The organism is Enterobacter sp. BIDMC 30 (assembly GCF_000534355.1).
Lineage (GTDB): Bacteria > Pseudomonadota > Gammaproteobacteria > Enterobacterales > Enterobacteriaceae > Enterobacter > Enterobacter ludwigii.
On the sequence record NZ_KI973169.1, the window covers coordinates 58,293 to 80,591 of the forward strand.

General features: G+C 54.6%; 20 protein-coding genes. 11 read left to right on the forward strand and 9 right to left on the reverse strand.

The annotated features are described in order from the left end of the window. Window positions 1-6: 6 nt before the first annotated feature. Together glyQ and L466_RS21900 are read right to left on the reverse strand one after the other, a co-directional pair. Entirely contained in the window at window positions 7-918 is a 912-nt protein-coding gene (glyQ, locus tag L466_RS21905; protein WP_014168125.1) for a glycine--tRNA ligase subunit alpha, read from the reverse strand. Between the two features lie 161 nt (window positions 919-1,079). Continuing rightward, complete coding sequence (locus L466_RS21900; RefSeq protein WP_014168124.1) at window positions 1,080-1,385, reverse strand: YsaB family lipoprotein; 306 nt, start codon at window positions 1,383-1,385, stop codon at window positions 1,080-1,082. Window positions 1,386-1,569: 184 nt separating this feature from the next. Between L466_RS21900 and L466_RS21895 the strand changes: the two genes are divergently transcribed. Then, window positions 1,570-2,565: an acyltransferase gene (locus L466_RS21895; RefSeq protein ID WP_032679980.1), complete on the forward strand. Its 996-nt coding sequence runs from the start codon at window positions 1,570-1,572 to the stop codon at window positions 2,563-2,565. Here the strand turns inward: L466_RS21895 and L466_RS21890 are convergent. The 4 genes from L466_RS21890 to xylA form a co-directional block, all read right to left on the reverse strand. Further along, window positions 2,558-3,478, reverse strand: a complete 921-nt coding sequence (locus L466_RS21890) for a GlxA family transcriptional regulator (protein WP_032679981.1) — start codon at window positions 3,476-3,478, stop codon at window positions 2,558-2,560. The genes L466_RS21895 and L466_RS21890 overlap by 8 nt on opposite strands. Next, window positions 3,478-4,017 carry an isochorismatase family protein gene (locus tag L466_RS21885; protein ID WP_020882645.1) on the reverse strand — a complete coding sequence of 180 codons (540 nt, stop codon included), beginning with the start codon at window positions 4,015-4,017 and terminating at the stop codon, window positions 3,478-3,480. The genes L466_RS21890 and L466_RS21885 overlap by 1 nt, the downstream gene beginning before the upstream one ends. 103 nt (window positions 4,018-4,120) lie before the next feature. After that, window positions 4,121-5,575 carry a xylulokinase gene (xylB, locus tag L466_RS21880; RefSeq protein ID WP_032679982.1) on the reverse strand — a complete coding sequence of 485 codons (1,455 nt, stop codon included), beginning with the start codon at window positions 5,573-5,575 and terminating at the stop codon, window positions 4,121-4,123. Between the two features lie 71 nt (window positions 5,576-5,646). After that, window positions 5,647-6,969, reverse strand: coding sequence for a xylose isomerase (gene xylA, locus L466_RS21875; RefSeq protein WP_086462926.1), 1,323 nt, complete (start codon window positions 6,967-6,969; stop codon window positions 5,647-5,649). A 371-nt stretch (window positions 6,970-7,340) separates the two neighbouring features. Here xylA and xylF point away from each other — a divergent pair, with 371 nt between their 5' ends. The 4 genes from xylF to xylR all read left to right on the forward strand — a co-directional run bounded on the left by xylF (window position 7,341) and on the right by xylR (window position 12,317). Next, a complete protein-coding gene (xylF, locus tag L466_RS21870; protein ID WP_032679983.1) occupies window positions 7,341-8,333 on the forward strand; it encodes a D-xylose ABC transporter substrate-binding protein in 993 nt (330 codons plus the stop codon). A 71-nt stretch (window positions 8,334-8,404) separates the two neighbouring features. After that, window positions 8,405-9,946, forward strand: coding sequence for a xylose ABC transporter ATP-binding protein (locus tag L466_RS21865; RefSeq protein WP_020882648.1), 1,542 nt, complete (start codon window positions 8,405-8,407; stop codon window positions 9,944-9,946). Continuing rightward, complete coding sequence (gene xylH / locus L466_RS21860; protein ID WP_032679984.1) at window positions 9,924-11,105, forward strand: xylose ABC transporter permease XylH; 1,182 nt, start codon at window positions 9,924-9,926, stop codon at window positions 11,103-11,105. Before L466_RS21865 ends, xylH begins: the two co-directional genes overlap by 23 nt. 33 nt (window positions 11,106-11,138) lie before the next feature. Beyond that, window positions 11,139-12,317 carry a D-xylose utilization transcriptional activator XylR gene (xylR, locus tag L466_RS21855; protein WP_020882649.1) on the forward strand — a complete coding sequence of 393 codons (1,179 nt, stop codon included), beginning with the start codon at window positions 11,139-11,141 and terminating at the stop codon, window positions 12,315-12,317. Window positions 12,318-12,364: 47 nt separating this feature from the next. Here the strand turns inward: xylR and L466_RS21850 are convergent, their stop codons facing one another. After that, window positions 12,365-13,189 carry a protein bax gene (locus L466_RS21850; RefSeq protein WP_020882650.1) on the reverse strand — a complete coding sequence of 275 codons (825 nt, stop codon included), beginning with the start codon at window positions 13,187-13,189 and terminating at the stop codon, window positions 12,365-12,367. Between the two features lie 314 nt (window positions 13,190-13,503). Between L466_RS21850 and L466_RS21845 the strand changes: the two genes are divergently transcribed. Both L466_RS21845 and avtA read left to right on the forward strand, forming a co-directional pair. Next, entirely contained in the window at window positions 13,504-15,534 is a 2,031-nt protein-coding gene (locus L466_RS21845; RefSeq protein ID WP_032679985.1) for an alpha-amylase, read from the forward strand. A 180-nt stretch (window positions 15,535-15,714) separates the two neighbouring features. Continuing rightward, on the forward strand, window positions 15,715-16,971 hold the full coding sequence (avtA, locus tag L466_RS21840; RefSeq protein ID WP_032679986.1) for a valine--pyruvate transaminase: 1,257 nt from the start codon (window positions 15,715-15,717) through the stop codon (window positions 16,969-16,971). A 4-nt stretch (window positions 16,972-16,975) separates the two neighbouring features. On the opposite strand, the gene L466_RS21835 is transcribed toward avtA, so the two are convergent. After that, window positions 16,976-17,431, reverse strand: a complete 456-nt coding sequence (locus L466_RS21835; RefSeq protein WP_032679988.1) for a 4Fe-4S binding protein — start codon at window positions 17,429-17,431, stop codon at window positions 16,976-16,978. Between the two features lie 3 nt (window positions 17,432-17,434). After that, the gene (gene yiaJ, locus L466_RS21830) at window positions 17,435-18,253 is read right to left on the reverse strand and encodes an IclR family transcriptional regulator YiaJ (RefSeq protein ID WP_020882654.1); all 819 of its coding nucleotides are present in this window, start codon (window positions 18,251-18,253) and stop codon (window positions 17,435-17,437) included. Between the two features lie 224 nt (window positions 18,254-18,477). Here yiaJ and yiaK point away from each other — a divergent pair, with 224 nt between their 5' ends. Genes yiaK through L466_RS21810 form a run of 4 tightly spaced genes read left to right on the forward strand, consistent with a single transcriptional unit; the run spans window position 18,478 to window position 22,271 of the window. After that, window positions 18,478-19,476 carry a 3-dehydro-L-gulonate 2-dehydrogenase gene (gene yiaK / locus L466_RS21825; RefSeq protein ID WP_032679989.1) on the forward strand — a complete coding sequence of 333 codons (999 nt, stop codon included), beginning with the start codon at window positions 18,478-18,480 and terminating at the stop codon, window positions 19,474-19,476. 10 nt (window positions 19,477-19,486) lie between these two features. Beyond that, window positions 19,487-19,954: a YhcH/YjgK/YiaL family protein gene (locus tag L466_RS21820; RefSeq protein ID WP_025206436.1), complete on the forward strand. Its 468-nt coding sequence runs from the start codon at window positions 19,487-19,489 to the stop codon at window positions 19,952-19,954. A 27-nt stretch (window positions 19,955-19,981) separates the two neighbouring features. Then, the gene (locus L466_RS21815) at window positions 19,982-20,908 is read left to right on the forward strand and encodes a DUF4862 family protein (RefSeq protein ID WP_032679990.1); all 927 of its coding nucleotides are present in this window, start codon (window positions 19,982-19,984) and stop codon (window positions 20,906-20,908) included. A gap of 43 nt (window positions 20,909-20,951) precedes the next feature. Then, window positions 20,952-22,271, forward strand: coding sequence for an MFS transporter (locus L466_RS21810; RefSeq protein WP_032679991.1), 1,320 nt, complete (start codon window positions 20,952-20,954; stop codon window positions 22,269-22,271). Window positions 22,272-22,299 lie beyond the last annotated feature (28 nt).

Genomic DNA, 22,299 nt, shown 5'->3' on the forward strand with positions numbered 1-22,299 from the left:
CGCCTCTTATTTGTTTCGGTTGCACATCGGGAAGCCAAGGGCTTCACGGGACGCATAGTACGCTTCTGCAACGGCTTTGGTCAGGGTACGAATACGCAGAATGTAGCGCTGACGTTCAGTCACGGAGATGGCTTTGCGGGCGTCCAGCAGGTTGAAGCTGTGGGCGGCCTTCAGAATACGCTCGTAAGCAGGCAGCGGCAGCGGAGACTCCAGCGCCAGCAACTGCTGCGCTTCTTTCTCGTACTGCTCGAAGCAGGTGAACAGGAAGTCCACATCCGCGTATTCGAAGTTATAAGTGGATTGCTCCACTTCGTTCTGATGGAACACGTCGCCGTAGGTGGTTTTACCCAGCGGGCCGTCGCTCCAGACCAGGTCGTAAACGCTGTCTACGCCCTGAATATACATGGCCAGACGTTCCAGACCGTAGGTGATTTCGCCGGTAATCGGTTTACATTCCAGACCGCCAACCTGCTGGAAGTAAGTGAACTGCGTCACTTCCATACCGTTCAGCCACACTTCCCAACCCAGACCCCAGGCACCCAGCGTTGGGTTCTCCCAGTTATCTTCCACGAAACGGATGTCGTGAATGGTTGGATCCATACCCAGCTCTTTCAGTGACCCGAGGTACAGTTCCTGAATGTTGTCTGGCGATGGCTTAATCACCACCTGGAACTGATAGTAATGCTGCAGACGGTTCGGGTTTTCGCCGTAACGGCCATCGGTCGGACGACGTGAAGGTTGCACATAAGCAGTCGCCATTGGCTCCGGCCCCAACGCGCGTAAGCTGGTCATTGGGTGTGAAGTGCCTGCGCCTACTTCCATGTCCAAAGGTTGAACAATGGTACAGCCCTGACGAGCCCAGTAATCCTGTAAGGTCAGGATCAGGCCCTGGAAGGTCTTGGTATCAAACTTTTGCATAGTATGTCGTGCTGGATACGTGTGGTTTTAAATGGAAGGGACCAGTATACCCGCTGCCTGCAAGATATACAGTACGAAACGGGTTTGTTTAGGGAAAATTGGGGAAATAAGCCACCACGCCAGGCAGCTGCCGGCGTCTGGCTGTTGATTATGCGAGCGGCTTAGCGCATGGAGAGATGTAAAAACTGACCGTCTGCGTCAAACGAACAGACAAAGCCCTCTTTACGGGACGTATGGCCTTTCAGCTCATAACTCCCCTGGAATCGCTCAAATCCGGTGACATCAATGTTCTGCGCATCCGAGTTATAGCGGCGCGCAGCCTGATCCTTACAGAACTGCTCCATATTCAGGGAGCGTTCCGGGCTGATTTTTCCCTGCTGTGCTTTTTGCACGGGTGCAGAGGGTGGCGTACTGCATCCTGCCAGGATGAACAGCAGAAAGAGTGACGCCGCACGCTTCATCATCATTTTTATTACCGCCCTGTTCAGTGGCTGTTATTTTTAGTAGCAAAGCTTTTATAGATTATGCCCTGGCATTCTGCGAACCTCGCGGCTTTCAAACAAGGCTGCTCAATAAAACTCAGAATTTTCCAGAGAGAGGCTTCAATACAATCGCAGTCACACTGAATTTACAAGGGATGATGAGGAACTGATGTCGTCAAAAATTAGCTGGATTGATAATCTGCGAGGAATAGCGTGTCTGATGGTGGTCATGATCCACACGACGACCTGGTATGTCACCAATGCGCACAGTATCAGCCCTGTTAGCTGGGATATAGCCAATATTCTTAACTCCGCATCGCGGGTCAGTGTGCCGTTGTTCTTTATGATTTCCGGCTTTCTCTTTTTTGGCGAGCGTAGCGCGCAACCGCGTCATTTTATCCGCATCGCCGCCTGCCTGGGCTTCTACAGCGCCGTGGCCTTGCTCTATATCACCCTGTTCACCTCGATTAACGCCGGGCTATCTCTCAAATACCTTCTGCAAAAACCCGTCTTCTACCATCTGTGGTTTTTCTTCGCCATTATCGTTATCTATCTGGTTTCCCCACTGATTCAGGTGAAAACCGTGAGCGGGAAAATGCTGCTGGCGCTGATGGTGGTCATTGGCATCATAGCCAACCCGAATACGGTCTCGCAGAAAATTGATGGTTTTGAATGGTTACCTGTCAATCTCTATATCAACGGCGATACCTTTTACTACGTACTCTACGGCATGCTGGGGCGAGCTATCGGGATGATGGACACCCAAAAACGCGGCATGAACGGGCTATGTGCAGCGCTGTTTATCATCGGCGTGATCGTCATTTCGCGTGGGACGCTGCATGAACTGCAATGGCGCGGCAATTTTGCCGATACCTGGTACCTGTATTGCGGCCCGATGGTCTTCATCTGTGCCGTATCCCTGCTTACGCTCGCCAAAAACACCCTGAACGCACGTCCCCTTCCGGTGCTGAGCGTTATCTCCCGGCACTCGCTCGGTATATACGGTTTTCACGCGCTGGTGATCCACGCCCTGAGAACGAGAGGGGTCGAGTTCAAAAGCTGGCCGGTGCTGGATATCCTGTGGATTTTCACCGTCACGCTGATGGCGAGCCTGCTGCTGTCAATGCTGCTGCAGAAGGTCGACACCCGCCGCTTCGTCAGTTAACGCTGCGCTGTCGGGCACGATGATACTGGCGCGGGGAGGAAAACCCCGCGGCCAGTGAGGCCTGTTCCACGCCACGCCCTTGCAACAGCCACTGTTCAGCCACCGCCAGACGCAACTGCTCCAGATAGTCGCGAACGCTTATCCCTAAATACGTCTGAAAAAGCCGCGTTAAATGGCGCGGGCTGACATGCGCCAGAGCGGCAATCTCGGGTAAAACCCAGGCTTTGTGCGGCTCGGTGGTAAGCGCATCCTGCGCACGATGAATGGCCGGGTGAAGATGATTGCGGTAGCGTAACCATGGCGACAGCTGGGGATCGTCCCCGGAGCGACGAAACCAGACCACCATTTCGCGCGCCACGGCCAGCGCTTTTTCTGCGCCACACAGACGGTTAATCATATGCAGCGCCAGGTCGATGCCCGAGGTGATGCCGGCGCTGGTCCAGATATTCTCATCCTGCACGAAGATCCGGTTTTCTTTGATGATTGCCGTCGGAGCCGCCGTACGCAAACGGCTTATAACGTCATGATGCGTTGTGCACTGCCGGTGGTTCAGCAAGCCCGATTTTGCCGCCAGCAACGCCCCTGAACAGACACACATGACGGTGATATCCTGACGATGAATTTTTGGCTGCAGGCGCATTAACCAGTGCTGGATCAGCTGCGCCTGCGGCGTTGAAAACTGAAAGCGGGAGTCGCTTACCCCCGGCAGTACCAGCAAACTGCCCTCAGGCAGGCTTTCCGGCAGCGGCTGAATACCGCCCATCATCAGACCAATCGACGTCGGAACCTCTGCCTGCGGACCAATGTAATGCAGGCGAAACGCGTCCCCGGCCAGCACAAAGGTCTCTGCCGGGCCCGTCATGTCTAATGACAGCACCCCGGGCAACATCACAAACCAGACGTCGATGCTCATTACAGTGACTCCAGCGTCTCCGCAACCGTTTTAATGTCGGCAAACCGCCCGGCCAGTACCGTCTCGGTACGATGACGCAGTTCCTCTGCGCTCAGGGTTATCCCCTTGTGCGTCATTGGAAACGTGAGCGTTGCCTCGCTAACAAAGGTCACAGCATAGCCCAGATCGGATGCCACCCGCGCAGTGGTTTCACAGCATTGTTCCGTGCGAATGCCGCACACGATGAGCTGATTAATGTCTCGCTCACGCAGCCAGCGGTCAAGCCCGGTATCCGTGAACGCATTATGGACGTGTTTCTGGAAGACCACGTCCGGCTGATGACGTAAAAAGGCCATCGGTTTGACATAGCCGCTTTGCAGTGTGAACGGACCGTCTTCATCTACATGGAAAATATCAACGACAGGAATGCCACGCGCCTGGCAGCCCTCAATCAGCCCCAGCATCGCCTGCTGAAAGGCAGGAATTTCGTCCTCCTGCCAGTAATGACGATGATGAAAAGACTGCTGAGTATCGATGTTGATTAATGCAGTACGTGACATGTTGAATCTCCTCGCCAGTGGGTATGACACCATACTGGCAAGGAAATGAAGGCCCGCACAGACCAAAAAAGGACAACCTCGTGCCTCTGACAGACAACCGTATTTACGACATCAGCGGCAGCAGCTGTTGGTAGATTTTGCGAAAGACCTCGCGTCTTTGCGCATAACGCGCATGACGTGCCGCATCAGGCAGATGCGCCTGTTCCAGTTGAAGCTGCGGTAACAGCTGAGAAAGCGGCGTTTCCGGGTTCATGGCAATCTGTGCCAGTCGCGCTGCACCGAGCGCAGGCCCCACATCACCACCGGTACGAAAATCGAGCTGCAGTCCGCTGATATCAGACAGCATCTGGCGCCAGTAGCTGCTACGCGCACCGCCGCCAATCAGGGTGATACTCGCCGGCGTCACACCGCAGTCATGTACCACGTCCATTCCGTCCGCCAGGGCATATCCCACGCCTTCCAGAACAGCACGAGCCAGTTCCGCCGGGCCATGCTGATGGGTTAACCCAAAGAACACCCCTTTCGCTTCCGGGTTGTTATGCGGCGTGCGCTCGCCGGAAAGATAGGGTAAAAACCAGACGGTACCCGCACTTTCATCCGCCTGCTGTGCAGCAGCAATCAGTGCCGGAACATCAGCCATCCCGGTCAGTTTCGCGGCCCAGTCAAGGCAAGAGGCGGCGCTCAACATAACCGACATCAGATGCCATTTTCCCGGCAGCGCATGGCAGAAACTGTGAACGGCACTTTCAGGATTACTGCGATAACCATCGCTGACCGCAAAATAGACGCCAGACGTTCCCAGCGAAAGCATCGCCTGCCCGGCTTCCACCATCCCGACCCCCACGGCACCCGCCGCGTTGTCACCGCCACCGGCCACCACCGGGACAGCGGGCATATTCCAGCGTTCTGCGACGGCAGGCTGTAAGGTACCCGTTATCTCACTGCCCTCATAGAGCGCTGGCATATGTTCGCGAGTCAGGTGGCAGGCATCGAGCATGGCCTCGCTCCAGTCACGCTTGGCCACGTCGAGCCACATCGTGCCGGCAGCGTCAGACATGTCGCTGGCGAAACCACCCGTCATGCGAAAACGCAGATAATCTTTTGGCAGTAAAACTTTCGCCACCTGACGGAAAATTTCCGGCTCATGGCGGTGTACCCACAGTAACTTTGGTGCGGTAAAACCGGGCATCATCAGGTTGCCGGTAATACTGCGGGAGGTGGGTACTCGCTCTTCAAGGAGTGCGCACTCTTCTGCACAGCGACCATCGTTCCAGAGAATGGCCGGTCGCAGAACGTGATACTGACTGTCCAGTAACGTCGCGCCGTGCATTTGCCCGGCAATGCCGAGGGCTTTGACGTCACGCAGACTGTGCTGTTCACCTAGCGCTTTGATTGCACGATCCGTTGCCAGCCACCACTGCTCCGGATCCTGTTCCGACCATAGCGGATGCGGACGTGAGACCTGCAGCTTTTCTGTCTGCGTTGCTAACACGTCGCCCTGCTCGCTTAACAGGATGGCTTTCACACCCGATGTGCCAAGATCAATCCCGATATACATTCGGTGACTCCTTTAACAGAAATGCCCGGTGGCGCGACGCTTACCGGGCTTACGTTATTATCTACTCGCTGTTATTTATCAAACAGGTAGTGATTAACCAGGTTTTCCAGCAGCTCCTGATGCCCGCTCTGATGCTGCGGTGCCAGTTGATGTTGTTCAGCGTACTTCGCGACGTCCGCAAGCGATAACTGGCCTTTCAAAATTTGCTGACCCAACTCACTGTTCCAGCCGCTATAACGCTTCGCGACACGTTTATCCAGTTCACCGTCTTCAATCATACGGGCGGCGACTTTCAGCGCCAGCGCCATGGTATCCATTGCGCCAATATGGCCGTAGAACAGGTCGTATTTGTCGGTGCTCTGACGGCGCACTTTGGCATCGAAGTTCAGCCCGCCGGTGGTGAAACCACCCGCTTTGATAATTTCATACATCACCAGCGCATTCTCTTCCACGCTGTTCGGGAACTGGTCGGTATCCCAACCCAGTTGCGCATCGCCGCGGTTAGCATCAACAGAACCGAAGATACCCAGCGCGATAGCAGACGCGATCTCGTGATGGAAAGAGTGGCCGGCCAGCGTGGCATGGTTGGCTTCAATGTTAACTTTGATCTCTTTTTCCAGGCCGAACTGTTTCAGGAAGCCGTACACGGTAGCAACGTCGTAGTCGTACTGGTGCTTCGTAGGTTCCTGAGGCTTCGGTTCGATCAGCAGCGTACCGCGGAAACCGATTTTGTGTTTATGGTCGACCACCATCTGCATAAAGCGGCCAATCTGCTCGCGCTCCTGACGCAGGTCGGTGTTGAGCAGGGTTTCATAGCCTTCACGACCGCCCCACAGCACATAGTTTTCGCCCCCCAGCTGATGCGTGGCGTTCATTGCGGTAACCACCTGCGTTGCCGCCCAGCTAAACACTTCCGGATCCGGATTGGTTGCCGCACCCGCGCCATAGCGTGGGTTGGTAAAGCAGTTGGCCGTGCCCCACAGCAGCTTCACGCCGCTTTGCTGCTGTTTAGCCGCCAGCACATCCACCATCTGCGCGAAATTGTTCAGATACTCTTTCAGTGAGGCGCCTTCCGGCGACACATCCACGTCATGGAAGCAGTAGTACGGCACGTTCAGTTTGTGGAAGAATTCAAAGGCGACATCGGCTTTACGCTTCGCCAGCTCGATGGCCTCACCCGGCTGCTGCCATGGACGGTCAAAGGAACCCACGCCGAACATATCGGCTCCGTTCCAGCAGAAGGTATGCCAGTAACAGGCGGCAAAGCGCAAATGATCTTCCATGCGCTTACCCAGCACCAGCTCATCCGGGTTGTAGTGACGAAATGCTAAAGGATTGGTTGTTTTCGGGCCTTCGTAACGAACACGATCGAGTTGGTCGAAATAAGCTTGCATATTGAGCTCCATAATCAGGGTATGCGGCGAGTCGTTGATACAGGAGTAATAGTGAATAGACATTTTGGCTTGCTCAATTACGTTATTTCACACTGCTATTGAGAGAATGCACAACTGTGCGCTGGCTCGCAAAATAATGTGCAGGCAAACTATTTTTCGGTCCCTCTTCCATAATCAAATGTAATTAAGACGTTACGTATTTTAAAGTTCGATCGCGGTCATAAATTCAGAAATAAACCAAATATCATAATGCGAAGATAAAAATCTGTAATTGCCAGCCCGCCTTTCCCCGTTAAAAATTTGCTGCGTCCCAGCAGTGAATGTTTCTTTTATCTCAGCAACACATACCCCTACAAAAAGGCCCTATAATTATGAAGATAAAGAACCTGTCCCTTACTCTCTGCACTACGCTCCTCCTTGCAAGCTTTGCCGGACATGCCAAGGAAGTCAAAATTGGCATGGCGATTGACGATCTGCGCCTTGAACGATGGCAGAAAGATCGCGATATTTTTGTGAAAAAAGCGGAATCACTTGGCGCGAATGTGTTTGTGCAATCCGCGAACGGCAACGAAGAAACGCAAATGTCGCAAATTGAGAATATGATCAACCGCGGCGTCGATGTGCTGGTCATTATCCCTTATAACGGCCAGGTATTAAGTAACGTCGTTAAAGAAGCCAAACAAGAAGGCATAAAAGTCTTAGCCTATGACCGCATGATTAATAATGCGGATATCGATTATTATATTTCGTTCGACAATGAAAAAGTGGGTGAATTACAGGCTAAAAGCCTGATCGACAAAGTACCTCAGGGCAATTATTTCCTGATGGGCGGCTCGCCGGTTGATAACAACGCCAAGCTGTTCCGCGAAGGGCAAATGAAAGTCCTGAAGCCGTATATCGACAGCGGTAAGATTAAAGTGGTCGGCGATCAGTGGGCGGATGGCTGGCTGCCAGAAAACGCGCTGAAAATCATGGAAAACGCCTTAACCGCCAACAACAACAAAATCGATGCTGTCGTCGCATCCAACGATGCCACCGCAGGGGGCGCAATCCAGGCACTCAGCGCCCAGGGGCTGGCAGGAAAAGTGGCTATTTCGGGTCAGGATGCCGACCTCGCGGGCGTCAAACGCATCATGGCAGGCACACAAACCATGACCGTCTACAAACCGATTACCCAGCTTGCGAATACGGCGGCGGAAATTGCCGTGGAGCTGGGAAATGGTAAGCAACCTAAGGCAGACGCGACGCTGAATAACGGGCTTAAAGATGTTCCGGCTCGTCTGCTCACCCCCATTGAAGTCAATAAAGACAACATTGACGCCACCGTCATTAAAGACGGTTTCCACAAGAAGAGTGAACTGTAATCCAGCGCGCCCCTGCTCTGCGGGGGCGCATCGAGTTGTACTGTTCTTCCCTCGGGTCATGTGGAGCAGTTATGCCTTATTTACTTGAAATGAAAAGCATCACCAAGCGCTTTGGCGCGGTGAAAGCGGTCGACAACGTCAGTCTGCGGCTCAATCCCGGCGAAGTGGTCTCGCTGTGTGGCGAAAACGGATCGGGCAAATCGACGTTGATGAAAGTGTTGTGTGGGATCTACCCGCACGGCAGTTACGAAGGCGAAATTGTCTTTGCCGGTGAAGTGATTCAGGCGACACACATTCGCGATACCGAACGCAAAGGCATCGCCATCATCCACCAGGAGCTGGCGCTGGTGAAGCACCTCACCGTGCTGGAGAACATTTTTCTGGGGGCCGAAATTTCACGTCATGGCGTACTGGATTACGACACCATGACGCTACGCTGTGAAAAACTGCTGGCCCAGGTAAGTCTCGCGATTTCCCCGGATACGCGCGTCGGTGATCTTGGCCTCGGGCAACAACAGCTGGTTGAAATCGCCAAGGCGCTGAACAAACAGGTAAGGCTGCTGATCCTCGATGAGCCAACGGCCTCCCTCACCGAGCAGGAAACGGCCGTCCTGCTCAATATCATTCGCGATCTGCAAAACCACGGCATTGCGTGCATCTACATTTCGCACAAGCTCAATGAGGTAAAAGCCATTTCGGACACCATCTGTGTGATCCGCGACGGTCAGCACATCGGCACACGTGAAGCTGCCGGCATGAGTGAAGATGACATTATCACCATGATGGTGGGGCGCGAGCTCACGGCGCTCTATCCAAACGAACCGCACACCACGGGTGACGAAGTGTTACGCGTGGAAAACCTCACCGCGTGGCATCCCGTTAACCGCCACATCAAGCGCGTTAATGACGTCTCGTTTTCCCTTCACAGCGGCGAAATCCTCGGTATTGCGGGGTTAGTCGGGGCCGGGCGCACTGAAGCCGTCCAGTGCCTGTTTGGCGTGTGGCCGGGCCGCTGGGAAGGCCGTATTTTTATCGACGGACAGCCGGTAAAAATCGAGAACTGCCAGCAGGCGATTGCCCACGGTATCGCCATGGTGCCGGAAGATCGCAAGAAAGATGGCATCGTCCCGGTCATGGCGGTGGGTAAAAACATCACGCTTGCCGCGCTTGACCGGTTCTCCGGTGCGCTGAGCAGCCTCGATGATGCTGCTGAGCAGCAGTGCATTCTCCAGTCGCTCGCCAGACTCAAGGTCAAAACATCCTCCCCGGAACTGGCCATTGGACGCCTGAGCGGGGGCAACCAGCAGAAGGCAATCCTGGCGCGCTGCCTGCTCCTCAACCCACGCATATTGATCCTGGACGAGCCGACGCGTGGGATCGATATCGGCGCCAAGTACGAAATCTACAAACTGATTAATCAGCTTGTACAGCAAGGGATTGCCGTCATTGTCATCTCGTCTGAGTTACCCGAAGTGCTCGGCCTGAGCGATCGCGTGCTGGTCATGCACGAGGGAAAACTGAAAGCCAATCTGATTAACCAGAACCTGACGCAGGAGCAGGTGATGGAAGCCGCTTTAAGGAGCGAACGTCATGTCGAAAAGCAATCCGTCTGATATTAAAGTCGCTGTTCCGACGCCCGGCGCGTTTGCCGGGCTAAAAGCGCTGAACCTGCAGGTTTTCGTGATGATCGCGGCAATTATTGCCATCATGTTGTTCTTTACCTGGATGACCGATGGCTCGTACTTAAGCGCGCGTAACGTCTCTAACCTGCTGCGTCAGACTGCCATTACCGGCATCCTCGCGGTGGGCATGGTATTCGTGATTATCTCGGCGGAAATCGACCTGTCGGTGGGGTCGATGATGGGTCTGCTTGGTGGCGTGGCGGCCATTTTTGACGTCTGGCTTGGCTGGCCACTGCCGCTGACCATTGCGGTTACGCTGGTGCTGGGCCTGCTGCTGGGCGCCTGGAACGGCTGGTGGGTTGCCTACCGTAAAGTCCCGTCGTTCATTGTCACGCTGGCGGGGATGCTGGCCTTCCGCGGGATCCTAATTGGCATCACCAACGGCACCACCGTCTCCCCTACCAGCGCAGCCATGTCACAAATTGGTCAGAGCTACCTCGCCGATAGCATCGGCTTTACGTTCGGTGTGATTGGGTTGCTGGCGTTTGTGGCCTGGCAGTGGCGTGGGCGAATGCGCCGTCAGGCGTTGGGTCTGGCATCGCCAGCGTCAACGTCCACAGTCGGTCGTCAGGCACTCACTGCGGTCATTGCACTGGGCGCAATCTGGCTTCTGAACGACTATCGCGGTGTCCCGACGCCGGTATTGCTGCTGGCACTGTTGCTGCTGGCCGGGATGTTTATGGCCACGCGTACCGCGTTTGGTCGCCGTATTTATGCCATCGGCGGCAACCTTGAGGCTGCTCGCCTTTCAGGGATCAACGTCGAGCGCACCAAACTCGCCGTCTTCGCCATTAACGGCCTGATGGTTGCTATCGCCGGGTTGATCCTCAGCTCGCGTCTGGGGGCGGGTTCTCCCTCGGCCGGGAACATCGCCGAGCTGGATGCTATCGCCGCCTGCGTCATTGGCGGCACCAGCCTCGCAGGCGGTGTCGGCAGCGTGGCAGGCGCGGTGATGGGGGCATTTATCATGGCTTCGTTGGATAACGGGATGAGTATGATGGACGTCCCGACGTTTTGGCAGTATATCGTCAAGGGGGCCATTCTTTTGCTGGCAGTCTGGATGGACTCTGCAACCAAGCGACGAGCCTGATAACAATATTGTGACTTATTTGGGAAGTTAGCCATGTTTGAAAAGCGTCACCGCATCACGTTGTTATTCAATGCCAACAAAGCCTACGACCGTCAGGTGGTGGAGGGCGTTGGTGAATATTTGCAGGCGTCGCAATCCGAGTGGGATATTTTTATCGAAGAAGATTTCCGAACCCGTCTCGAAAACATCAAAGAGTGGCTGGGCGATGGGGTCATCGCTGACTACGACGACCCCGTCATTGAGCAATTGCTGACTGACGTCGACGTTCCGATTGTCGGCGTCGGCGGCTCTTACCATGCGCCCGAGCACTATCCGCCGGTCCACTATATCGCCACCGATAACCATGCGCTGGTTGAGACCGCCTTCCTGCATTTGAAAGAGAAAGGCGTCCATCGCTTCGCGTTTTATGGTCTACCGTCAACCAGCGGCAAGCGCTGGGCAGTTGAGCGCGAACATGCTTTCTGCCAGCTTGTCGCGCAGGAGAAGTACCGCGGCGTGGTTTATCAGGGGCTGGAGACCGCGCCGGAAAACTGGCAGCACGCGCAAAACCGACTGGCGGACTGGCTGCAAACCCTGCCGCCGCAAACCGGCATCATTGCCGTTACGGATGCTCGTGCCCGCCACGTCTTGCAGGTCTGCGAACATTTACACATTCCGGTGCCGGAAAAACTGTGCGTCATTGGCATCGATAACGAGGAGCTGACGCGTTACCTCTCTCGCGTGGCGCTCTCGTCCGTGGCACAGGGTACGCGGCAGATGGGCTATCAGGCGGCGAAGTTACTGCATCGTCTGCTGGATAAAGAAGCGTTGCCGCTTCAGCGCTTACTGGTTCCCCCAGTCCGCGTAGTCGAACGCCGTTCAACGGATTACCGCTCCTTAAGCGACCCGGCAGTTATTCAGGCCATGCACTACATTCGCAACAACGCCTGCAAAGGGATTAAGGTCGATCAGGTGCTGGACTCGGTGGGCATTTCCCGTTCGAATCTGGAGAAGCGGTTTAAAGAGGAAGTGGGCGAAACCATTCATGCGGTCATCCACGCCGAGAAACTGGAGAAAGCACGCAGCCTGCTGATCTCCACCTCATTGTCGATCAACGAAATCTCACAGATGTGCGGTTACCCGTCGCTGCAATATTTTTATTCGGTGTTCCGAAAGGAGTATGAAAGTACGCCAAAAGAGTACCGGGAGCGTCACAGCGAAGTGATGATGTAGAAAAAAGAGAAAAGAAAACGCCTTCCGATGGAAGGCGTTTTTTTGAATTACATATGTGCGGCGATTAAGCGCTGGTTATCCTGGTACATCGCGAACAGATAGTTGTTATAGCTCTGTCCCTTGGTCGAATAACCTTTCAGCTTGTGGATCATCGTGCTGGCCGTCACTTCCTGATCCGCTTTACGCAGCTGAGCGCGCGATTTACGGAACGATGAGTAGGCCGGATGCGTGTTCAGATTCACCACGTAGGCATTCACAGAATCTTTCACCGATTCAAACTGAGAATAACCTTTCACCTTACCTGGTGCATTGTTACAACGCCCCTTGATACATTTCATACCAAACAGGTTGTTGTTATTACGCGCCAGTTTCGAGGTACCCCAGCCACTTTCGGCTGCAGCCATGGTCGCAACCATGCTCCCCGGGATAATGTCGACACGCTCTAAGAGAGAGTTCCACGGCACACGGCGCGTGTTACCGTTCCAGCTCACCTTGTAGCGTTTGGTGATATCTTTCAGGCGCGCGCGTTCTGATGGCGACCAACGGCTGTCGTACTGTTTGGCAATCAACCAGTTACGATCCGCAGTAATCGCGGCGTTTTGACTTGTGATGTAAGGCATTACCGTCCGGAGAAACGCTTTTTTCCTTGGTGTTCCGGAAGGGTATTTTCGCAAATCAGGAAGTGAACTACTCTTTGCACTATTGCGAGAATACTCTTGTTTACTGCTAACCTTACTACTTGTTGTCTTTATTACGTGGGCTTTCTTACTCGTTGTATCCGTGTGCGTCTTCGCAAGCACCTCACCCGAAAATGCCATGGTGAGTAACATGAGTATCGCGGCCCCATATCGTCGAATGGGAGTCGATATCATTAGGTCTCCTGGTCGGATATAAACATTCCAACACCTTATTTTTTTCACAAATTTGAGAGCGGAATCTCAAATCATAACAAAAATAGACTGCAAGAGCACGTATAGAAATAGTCCAATTCCGAAACTATGTCACCTGAAACCTGCTCACATAAGCATCAACTCTGAAAAATTGTGCGCGAACTCGCAGATAACTTCCTAATTTTGCGCGGGATCACTCATCCTCACGCGTCATCCTTGCAGAAAGCCCTGGGGGATGAGTTTTTACCCCACACCTGATGGCACACTGGTCAAAAATGCCGCGACAGGAAAATGGAATGAAACGCACCGCATTAGCTTTTCTGATGTTACCCACACTGGCTCATGCTGACTGGTCATCACCGGGTTTCAACGCCTTTAGCGCCGAAGGTACCGGGATATTTACCAGCCAGGCAAAGCTTGCGAAGGGTACTCGCCCTCTTACGCTGAGTTTTGACAACACGTGCTGGCAGCCAACGGATGCAATAAAACTCAATGAGATGCTGTCGCTTAAAAAATGTGACGGCACGCCGCCGCAGTGGCGACTGTTCCGCGACGGCGAGTATCAGATGCGTGTGGATACCCGCTCCGGTACGCCCACACTGATGCTGACTATTCAGAGCGCAGCGGAACCGTCGGTTGCAAACGTTACCCGCCAGTGTCCGAAGTGGGACGGTAAGCCCCTGACGCTTGAAGTTGGCAACGATTTCCCAGAAGGATCGGTGGTCCGTGATTTCTACAGCAAACAGACTGCAACAGTGCAGAATGGAAAAATCACCCTGCAACCCGCCGCCAACAGCAACGGCCTGCTGCTGCTTGAACGCGCCGAAACCGACAAACCTGCGCCGTTTAGCTGGCAAAACGCCACCGTCTATTTCGTGCTGACTGACCGCTTTGTCAACGGCGATCCCTCTAACGATAACAGCTATGGACGCCACAAAGATGGCATGCAGGAGATCGGCACCTTCCACGGTGGCGATCTCAAGGGGCTTACAACCCGGCTCGATTATTTACAGCAGCTGGGCGTGAATGCGCTCTGGATAAGCTCCCCGCTGGAGCAGATCCACGGCTGGGTTGGCGGTGGCACCAAAGGTGACTTCCCCCACTACGCCTATCATGGCTACTACACCCAGGACTGGACCACGCTTGATGCCAACATGGGCACCGAAGATGATTTACGCCACCTTGTCGATGAAGCGCATAAACGCGGTATCCGCATCCTGTTTGATATCGTCATGAACCACACGGGTTACGCGACGCTCGCAGACATGCAGGCGTTCCAGTTTGGGGCCCTTTATCTGCAGGGTGATGAACTGAAAAAAACGCTGGGCGAGCACTGGACGGACTGGAAGCCGGGAGCAGGCCAAAGCTGGCACAGCTTCAACGATTACATCAACTTCAGCGACAAAGCCGCCTGGGAAAAATGGTGGGGTAAAAAGTGGATCCGCACCGACATTGGTGATTATGACAATCCCGGCTTCGACGATTTAACCCTGTCGCTGGCGTTCCTGCCGGACCTGAAAACGGAGTCGACGACCCCTTCCGGTTTACCCAACTTCTACCAACATAAACCTGATACCCACGCGAAGGCCATTTCGGGCTACACCCCACGTGATTACCTGACCCACTGGCTCAGCCAGTGGGTACGTGACTATGGCATTGATGGTTTCCGTGTGGATACGGCAAAACACGTGGAACTCGAGGCCTGGCAGCAGTTGAAAGATCAGGCAAGCCAGGCGCTGGCAGCCTGGAAAGGCGCGAACCCCGACAAAAAACTCGACAATACCCCGTTCTGGATGACCGGCGAGTCATGGGGCCACGGCGTGATGCAAAGCGATTATTACCGCCACGGGTTTGACGCGATGATCAACTTTGATTATCAGGAGCAGGCAGCAAAAGCGGTAGATTGTCTGGCGGACATCGACCTGACCTGGCAGCAGATGGCGGAAAAACTGCAAAGCTTCAATGTCCTGAGCTATCTCTCGTCGCATGACACACGCCTTTTCCGTGAAGGCGGCCAGCGTGCCGCAGAGCTGCTCCTGCTCGCACCGGGCAGCGTACAAATTTACTACGGCGATGAATCCGAGCGGCCATTCGGACCGACAGGGTCCGATCCATTACAGGGCACCCGCTCGGATATGAACTGGCAGGACGTGACGGGCAAGCAGGCCTTAACCGTCGCCCACTGGCAGGTTCTGGGCCAGTTCCGCGCCCGGCATCCCGCAATAGGTGAAGGCAAACAAACCACGCTGTCGCTGAAAGAAGGCTACGGCTTCGTTCGCGAGCACAATGGCGATAAGGTCATGGTGGTGTGGGCGGGTAATCAATAACGACGCAAACCGGTTCCCTCTCCCCCTCCGGGAGAGGGATATTTCACCAGAACAATCCACTACCTAAATACCTTCCCACCACATAAAACAACAATCCCGACCGCATCTCTCGATTTGCACCAGCACGGTGCTAGCGTTATGGTTACCCACTTTCAAAATAAGCTCGACAGATCACCTGCTATGACGTTTTCACTTTTCGGCGACAAATTCACCCGCCATTCAGGCATTACTCGCCTGATGGAGGACCTCAACGACGGGCTGCGCACACCAGGCGCCATCATGCTCGGCGGCGGAAACCCGGCTCAAATCCCGGAGATGAACACCTATTTTCAGACGCTGCTGGCTCAGATGCTGGAAAGCGGGAAAGCAACCGATGCGCTTTGCAACTACGACGGCCCACAAGGTAAAACCGAACTGCTGACACTGCTTGCTAAAATGCTGCGCAAAGAGCTGGGTTGGGATATCGAACCACAGAATATTGCACTGACAAACGGCAGTCAGAGCGCATTTTTCTACTTGTTTAATCTTTTCGCAGGCCGTCGCGCCGACGGCACCACCAAAAAAGTGCTGTTCCCGCTGGCGCCAGAGTACATCGGCTATGCCGATTCCGGCCTCGAAGAGGATCTGTTCGTCTCGGCGCGCCCGAACATTGAGCTGCTGCCAGAAGGCCAGTTCAAATATCACGTCGACTTTGAACATCTGCATATTGGTGAAGAGACGGGCATGATCTGCGTATCACGTCCAACCAACCCAACGGGCAACGTCATCACCGACGACGAACTGATGAAGCTGGATGCGCTGGCGAATCAGCACGACATCCCGCTGGTGATTGATAACGCTTATGGCGTGCCGTTCCCGGGGATCATCTTCAGCGAAGCACGTCCGCTGTGGAACCCGAACATCGTCCTGTGTATGAGCCTTTCCAAGCTGGGTCTGCCGGGCAGCCGTTGCGGGATCATCATCGCCAATGAAAAAATCATCACCGCCATTACCAACATGAACGGCATTATCAGCCTTTCCCCGGGGGGAATCGGCCCGGCGATGATGTGCGAAATGATCAAACGTAATGACCTGCTGCGCCTGTCGAACGAGGTTATCAAGCCGTTCTATTACCAGCGGGTACAGGAAACGATCGCCATTCTTCGCCGCTACTTACCGGAAGAACGCTGCCTGATCCACAAACCTGAAGGGGCAATTTTCCTGTGGCTGTGGTTTAAGGATCTGCCGATCACCACCGAGCTTCTCTACCAGCGCCTGAAAAAGCGCGGCGTGTTGATGGTACCGGGTGATTACTTCTTCCCGGGTCTGGATAAGCCGTGGCCGCATACGCATCAGTGCATGCGCATGAACTACGTGCCCGATCCGGAGAAAATCGAAGCGGGCGTGAAAATTCTCGCCGAAGAGATTGAGTACGCCTGGCGCGAAGATAGCCAGTAACGCGTTACGCCAGATTATGCAGCCGTTCGGTGCGTAATCTGGCGGGGTCAACGCAGCGCAGCGCGTGGGTTGGGCACGCCTCCACACAGGCGGGTCCAGCCTCGCGATCTGCGCACAAATCACATTTCACCGCCTGAACGCGGTTCCCCACCCGCTGAACCTGCATTGCCCCAAACGGGCACGCTACCACACAACTTTTACAGCCAATACAGCGCGCCGGCTCCACCCGCCAGGCACCCGCGGTGTGGCGAATAGCCTGTGTCGGACAAACAGTGGCACAAGGGGCATCTTCACACTGATGGCAGCCCACAGCCGTAGTGAATGCGCCACCTTTGACCACCCGAATGCGGGGCGTAAATGCGCCTGCAGAAAGCATTCCCTGATGCGACACCACGCAGGCCACTTCACAGGTACGACAGCCAATGCATTTTTCCGTATCAGCCAGGATAAATCGGTTCATCTGTCACGCTCCGCGCACGTTAAAACCCAACTCTTTTGAGATAGCCTCTGCCGTTTCCCGCAGCGGTTTCAGCAGGTTTTTTTCACCAATTTGCTTCATGCGGGACGTCGAGAGCGAAATGGAGATCGCGTACGGCACGCGGCCATGAATATCAAACACCGGTACGGCAAGACAGGAGACGCCCAGCTCGTTCTCTTCTTTATCCATCGCCATGCTGTGCTCGCGGATTTCCGCCAGCTCGTCATACATCGCGCTCAGCTCGGTAATCGTGTTGCGGGTGAGCGGCTGGATCTGCTCCTGATGGCTCTGCCAGTAGCTCGCCACATAGTCCTGATGACCAAACGCCATGTAGATTTTGCCCATCGCCGAACAATAAAGCGGCATATGCTGACCGATGTAAGCGCGCGTGCGCAGCATACCGGTTGTGGGCTCCAGCTTATAAATCAGAATGGCGTGATCGTCCTCGCGGCTTGAGAAGTTCACCGTCTCACCGGTGGCGATATTCAGCGTCTCAAGGTGCGGGGCCGCCACGTGAATGATATTCAGCGACGACAGCGCCTTTTGCCCGACGGCGATAAATTTGGTGGTCAGGCGGTAGCTGCCCGCCGCAGGCGCCGGGGTAACATACCCGCACGACTGTAACCCCTGCAGTAAGCGGTGCACGGTGCTTTTATTCAGCCCTGCCAGTTCCGATAAATGGGCCAACGGACACCCGTTCGGGTAGTTGCTGAGGATCTCAATCAGCATCAGGCCGCGAAACAAGCTCTGGCTACCTGCTGGCCTCTCTTTTTCTTGCGTCATTTCGCTCTCTTTCGTGCTCATCCAATGGCTCCTTTTTATCGCGTCCTGATGGTAGCGCAAAGTGTGGTTCAGTTCACGATCTCAACAGAAAAAACACAACCAGTTGATTTTAATCGATTTTGAAAATCATGAATGTCGTTGATCTGGCAAAATTTGATCGCTATATTTGAAATCAGATTTCGCATAGTGAAATTTAGCGATAAAAAAGCACTCGCACTTGCCCCGACAAAAACAGGAGAACAGGGATGAAAGTGACCTTTGAAGAGTTAAAAGCGGCGTTCAGGCGGGTCCTGGTCGATCGCGGCGTAAAAGCGGACACCGCCGACGCCTGCGCGGAGATGTTTGCCCGCACCACGGAATCGGGCGTCTATTCACACGGGGTTAACCGCTTCCCTCGTTTCATTCAGCAACTTGATGCCGGCGACATCATTCCTGATGCCCAGCCAACACGGGTGACCTCGCTGGGTGCCATCGAACAGTGGGATGCCCGACGTTCGATTGGCAACCTGACGGCGAAAAAGATGATGGATCGCGCCACCGAACTGGCCGCCGACCACGGTATCGGCCTGGTGGCACTGCGAAACGCCAACCACTGGATGCGCGGCGGCAGCTACGGCTGGCAGGCCGCAGAGAAGGGGTACATCGGGATCTGCTGGACTAACTCCATTGCCGTCATGCCAGCCTGGGGCTCGAAAGCGTGCAGCATCGGCACTAACCCTCTTATCGTGGCGATTCCGTCTACGCCGATCACAATGGTCGATATGTCGATGTCAATGTTCTCCTACGGCATGCTGGAAGTGAATCGCCTGGCCGGACGCACGTTGCCGGTGGATGGGGGCTTTGATGATGAAGGGCACCTCACCAGAGAACCTGGTGTGATCGAGAAAAACCGCCGCATTCTGCCGATGGGCTACTGGAAAGGATCGGGCTTATCCATCGTCCTCGACATGATCGCAACCCTGCTCTCCAACGGATCCTCCGTTGCGGAAGTGACCCAGGACAACAGCGACGAATATGGCGTGTCACAAATCTTTATCGCCATCGAGGTCGATCGTTTGATCGACGGACCCACCCGCGATGCCAAACTGCAGCGCATCATGGACTTTATCATCAACGCCGAGCGGGCTGATGACAACGTCGCGGTTCGACTGCCGGGTCATGAATTCACACGTCTGCTCGAAGAGAACCGCCGCAACGGCATCACCATTGACGACAGCGTGTGGGCGAAAATCCAGTCTCTGTAAGGAGTGGGCCATGATTTTAGGACATATTTCGCAGCCAAATCCGTGTCGCCTGCCGCGGGCGATAGAGAAAGCGCTCGATTTTCTGCGCACCACGGATTTCACGGCGCTGGCACCTGGCGTGGTGGACATTGACGGACGTAACATTTTTGCTCAGGTGCTCGACCTCACCACCCGGACGTGGGATGAGAACCGTCCCGAAGTGCACCGTCGCTATCTGGACATTCAGTTTCTGGCATGGGGTGAAGAGAAAATCGGTGTCGCCATTGATACCGGCAATAACGAAATAAGCGAATCACTGCTGGAACAGCGGGATATTATTTTTTATCACGGCAGCGAAAATGAATCATTTATAGAAATGACGCCCGGCACGTACGCCATATTTTTTCCGCAGGATGTTCACCGTCCTGCCTGCATTAAAAATAAGGCATCGGCAATTCGTAAAATTGTGGTGAAAGTAGCAATCAGCGAAATAGATTAATTTTCTGAACTCTATTGGGAATGCGAAATGACTAACACCGGTTTTATAATTGGTGCGTACCCCTGCGCACCCTCGTTTCACCAGCAAGGGGAACAAGAAGAGCGGGACTTCTGGCGAGCGCTTTCCGACACGCCAGATATTCGCGGGCTGGAGCAACCGTGTCTTGAGGATCTCCATCCGTTGGGTGACGAATGGCTGTTCCGCCATACGCCGGGGGACTGGCAAATAGTGGTTACCGCGGTGATGGAAACCATGCGCCGCCGCGGCACAAATGGCGCGTTTGGCCTGGCCTCTGCCGATGAAGAACAGCGCAAAGCCTGCGTTGAATATTACCGCCATCTGCTGCGAAAGATTGATGCCATCAATACTCGCTTTCCAGGCAAAATTATCGCCCTGGAGATGCAGGCCGCGCCGCAGGCGGGAAACCCGTCTGTTGAACAAGCTACCGCTGCGTTTTCCCGTTCTGTACGTGAAATCACCTCATGGGACTGGTCATGCGACCTGGTGCTTGAACACTGCGATGCCATGACCAGCCCCGCGCCACGCAAGGGTTTTTTGCCCTTAGCGCAGGTGCTTGAGGTGGTGAAAGAAACGGATATCAGCGTATGCATTAACTGGGCGCGGTCGGCTATCGAAGGACACAATACCGCGCTGCCACCTGAACATGTTAAAGCCGCACTTGAGGCCGGGAAGCTGGGCGCACTGATGTTCTCCGGGACCTCCGTTCGCGGAGCGTACGGCGAATGGCAGGATCTGCACGCGCCATTTTCCCCGTTCTGTGCCGACAGTTTAATGACCACCGAACAGGTAAAAGCACTTTTTACTGCGGCGAGCGCCGCAACATTGAAATTCTCCGGTATTAAATTACTGGAAATAAATGCTAATGCTAACGTCAGCCATCGCATCGCTATTTTGCGCGACGGCATTAGTGAAATGAAAAAAGCAACGCAATAACAATAAAAATCTTATTCCGGTTACATTCACTGAGATATTAAATATGAATATTTCTACTCATGCTCTACAAGCGGATATTCCGCGTCAGCGCTGGTTAAGAATCATTCCGCCTATTCTTATCGCCTGTATTATTTCATATATGGACCGCGTGAATATTGCATTTGCGATGCCAGGCGGTATGGATGAAGAGTTAGGTATCTCTGCCACCATGGCAGGCCTGGCGGGTGGGATCTTCTTTATCGGTTATCTGTTCCTGCAGGTGCCCGGCGGCAAGATTGCCGTGCATGGCAGCGGTAAGAAGTTTATTGGCTGGTCACTGGTTGCCTGGGCGGTGATTTCGGTCCTGACCGGCGTTGTAACCAACCAGTATCAACTGCTGGCACTGCGCTTCTTACTCGGTGTGGCAGAAGGCGGGATGCTGCCCGTGGTGCTCACGATGATCAGTAACTGGTTCCCGGATGCCGAACGCGGCCGCGCCAATGCGATTGTTATCATGTTTGTTCCCATTGCGGGGATCATCACCGCGCCCCTGTCGGGCTGGATTATCACCGCACTCGACTGGCGCTGGTTGTTCATCATTGAAGGGCTGATGTCCATTGTGGTGCTGGTGCTCTGGGTGTTCACCGTCTACGACCGCCCGCAGGAAGCTCGCTGGATCTCCGAGGCCGAGAAAAATTATCTGATACAAACGCTGGCCGCAGAACAGCAGGCTATTGCCGGAAATGCGGTGAAAAATGCCTCGCTGAGTGCTGTTCTGTCCGACAAAACCATGTGGCAGCTGATTGCCCTGAACTTCTTCTACCAGACCGGGATTTACGGTTACACCCTCTGGCTACCGACCATTCTCAAAGAGCTGACGCATACCAGCATCGGCCAGGTGGGAATGCTTGCCATCCTGCCTTATGTCGGTGCCATTGCGGGCATGTTCCTGTTCTCCTCACTGTCTGACCGTACCGGCAAGCGCAAGCTGTTCGTCTCCCTGCCGCTGATTGGCTTCGCGCTCTGCATGTTCCTCTCCGTGGCGTTGAAAGAGAACATCTGGCTGGCCTATGCCGCGCTGGTGGGCTGTGGCTTCTTCCTGCAGTCCGCTGCGGGTGTGTTCTGGACGATTCCGGCGCGCCTGTTCAGCGCAGAGATGGCCGGTGGCGCTCGCGGCGTGATTAACGCCCTGGGTAACCTCGGTGGGTTCTGCGGCCCTTACGCGGTGGGCGTGCTGATCACCCTCTACAGCAAAGATGCTGGGGTGTACTGCCTCGCGGTTTCGCTGGCGCTGGCCTCGCTGCTCGCCCTGATGCTACCGGCGAAATGCGATGCCGGAGCGGAACCCAACCCCGGCGTGAACCCGCATAAGCACGCAGCCTGATCCCCCCGCCCTCTCCTGAAGAGAGGGC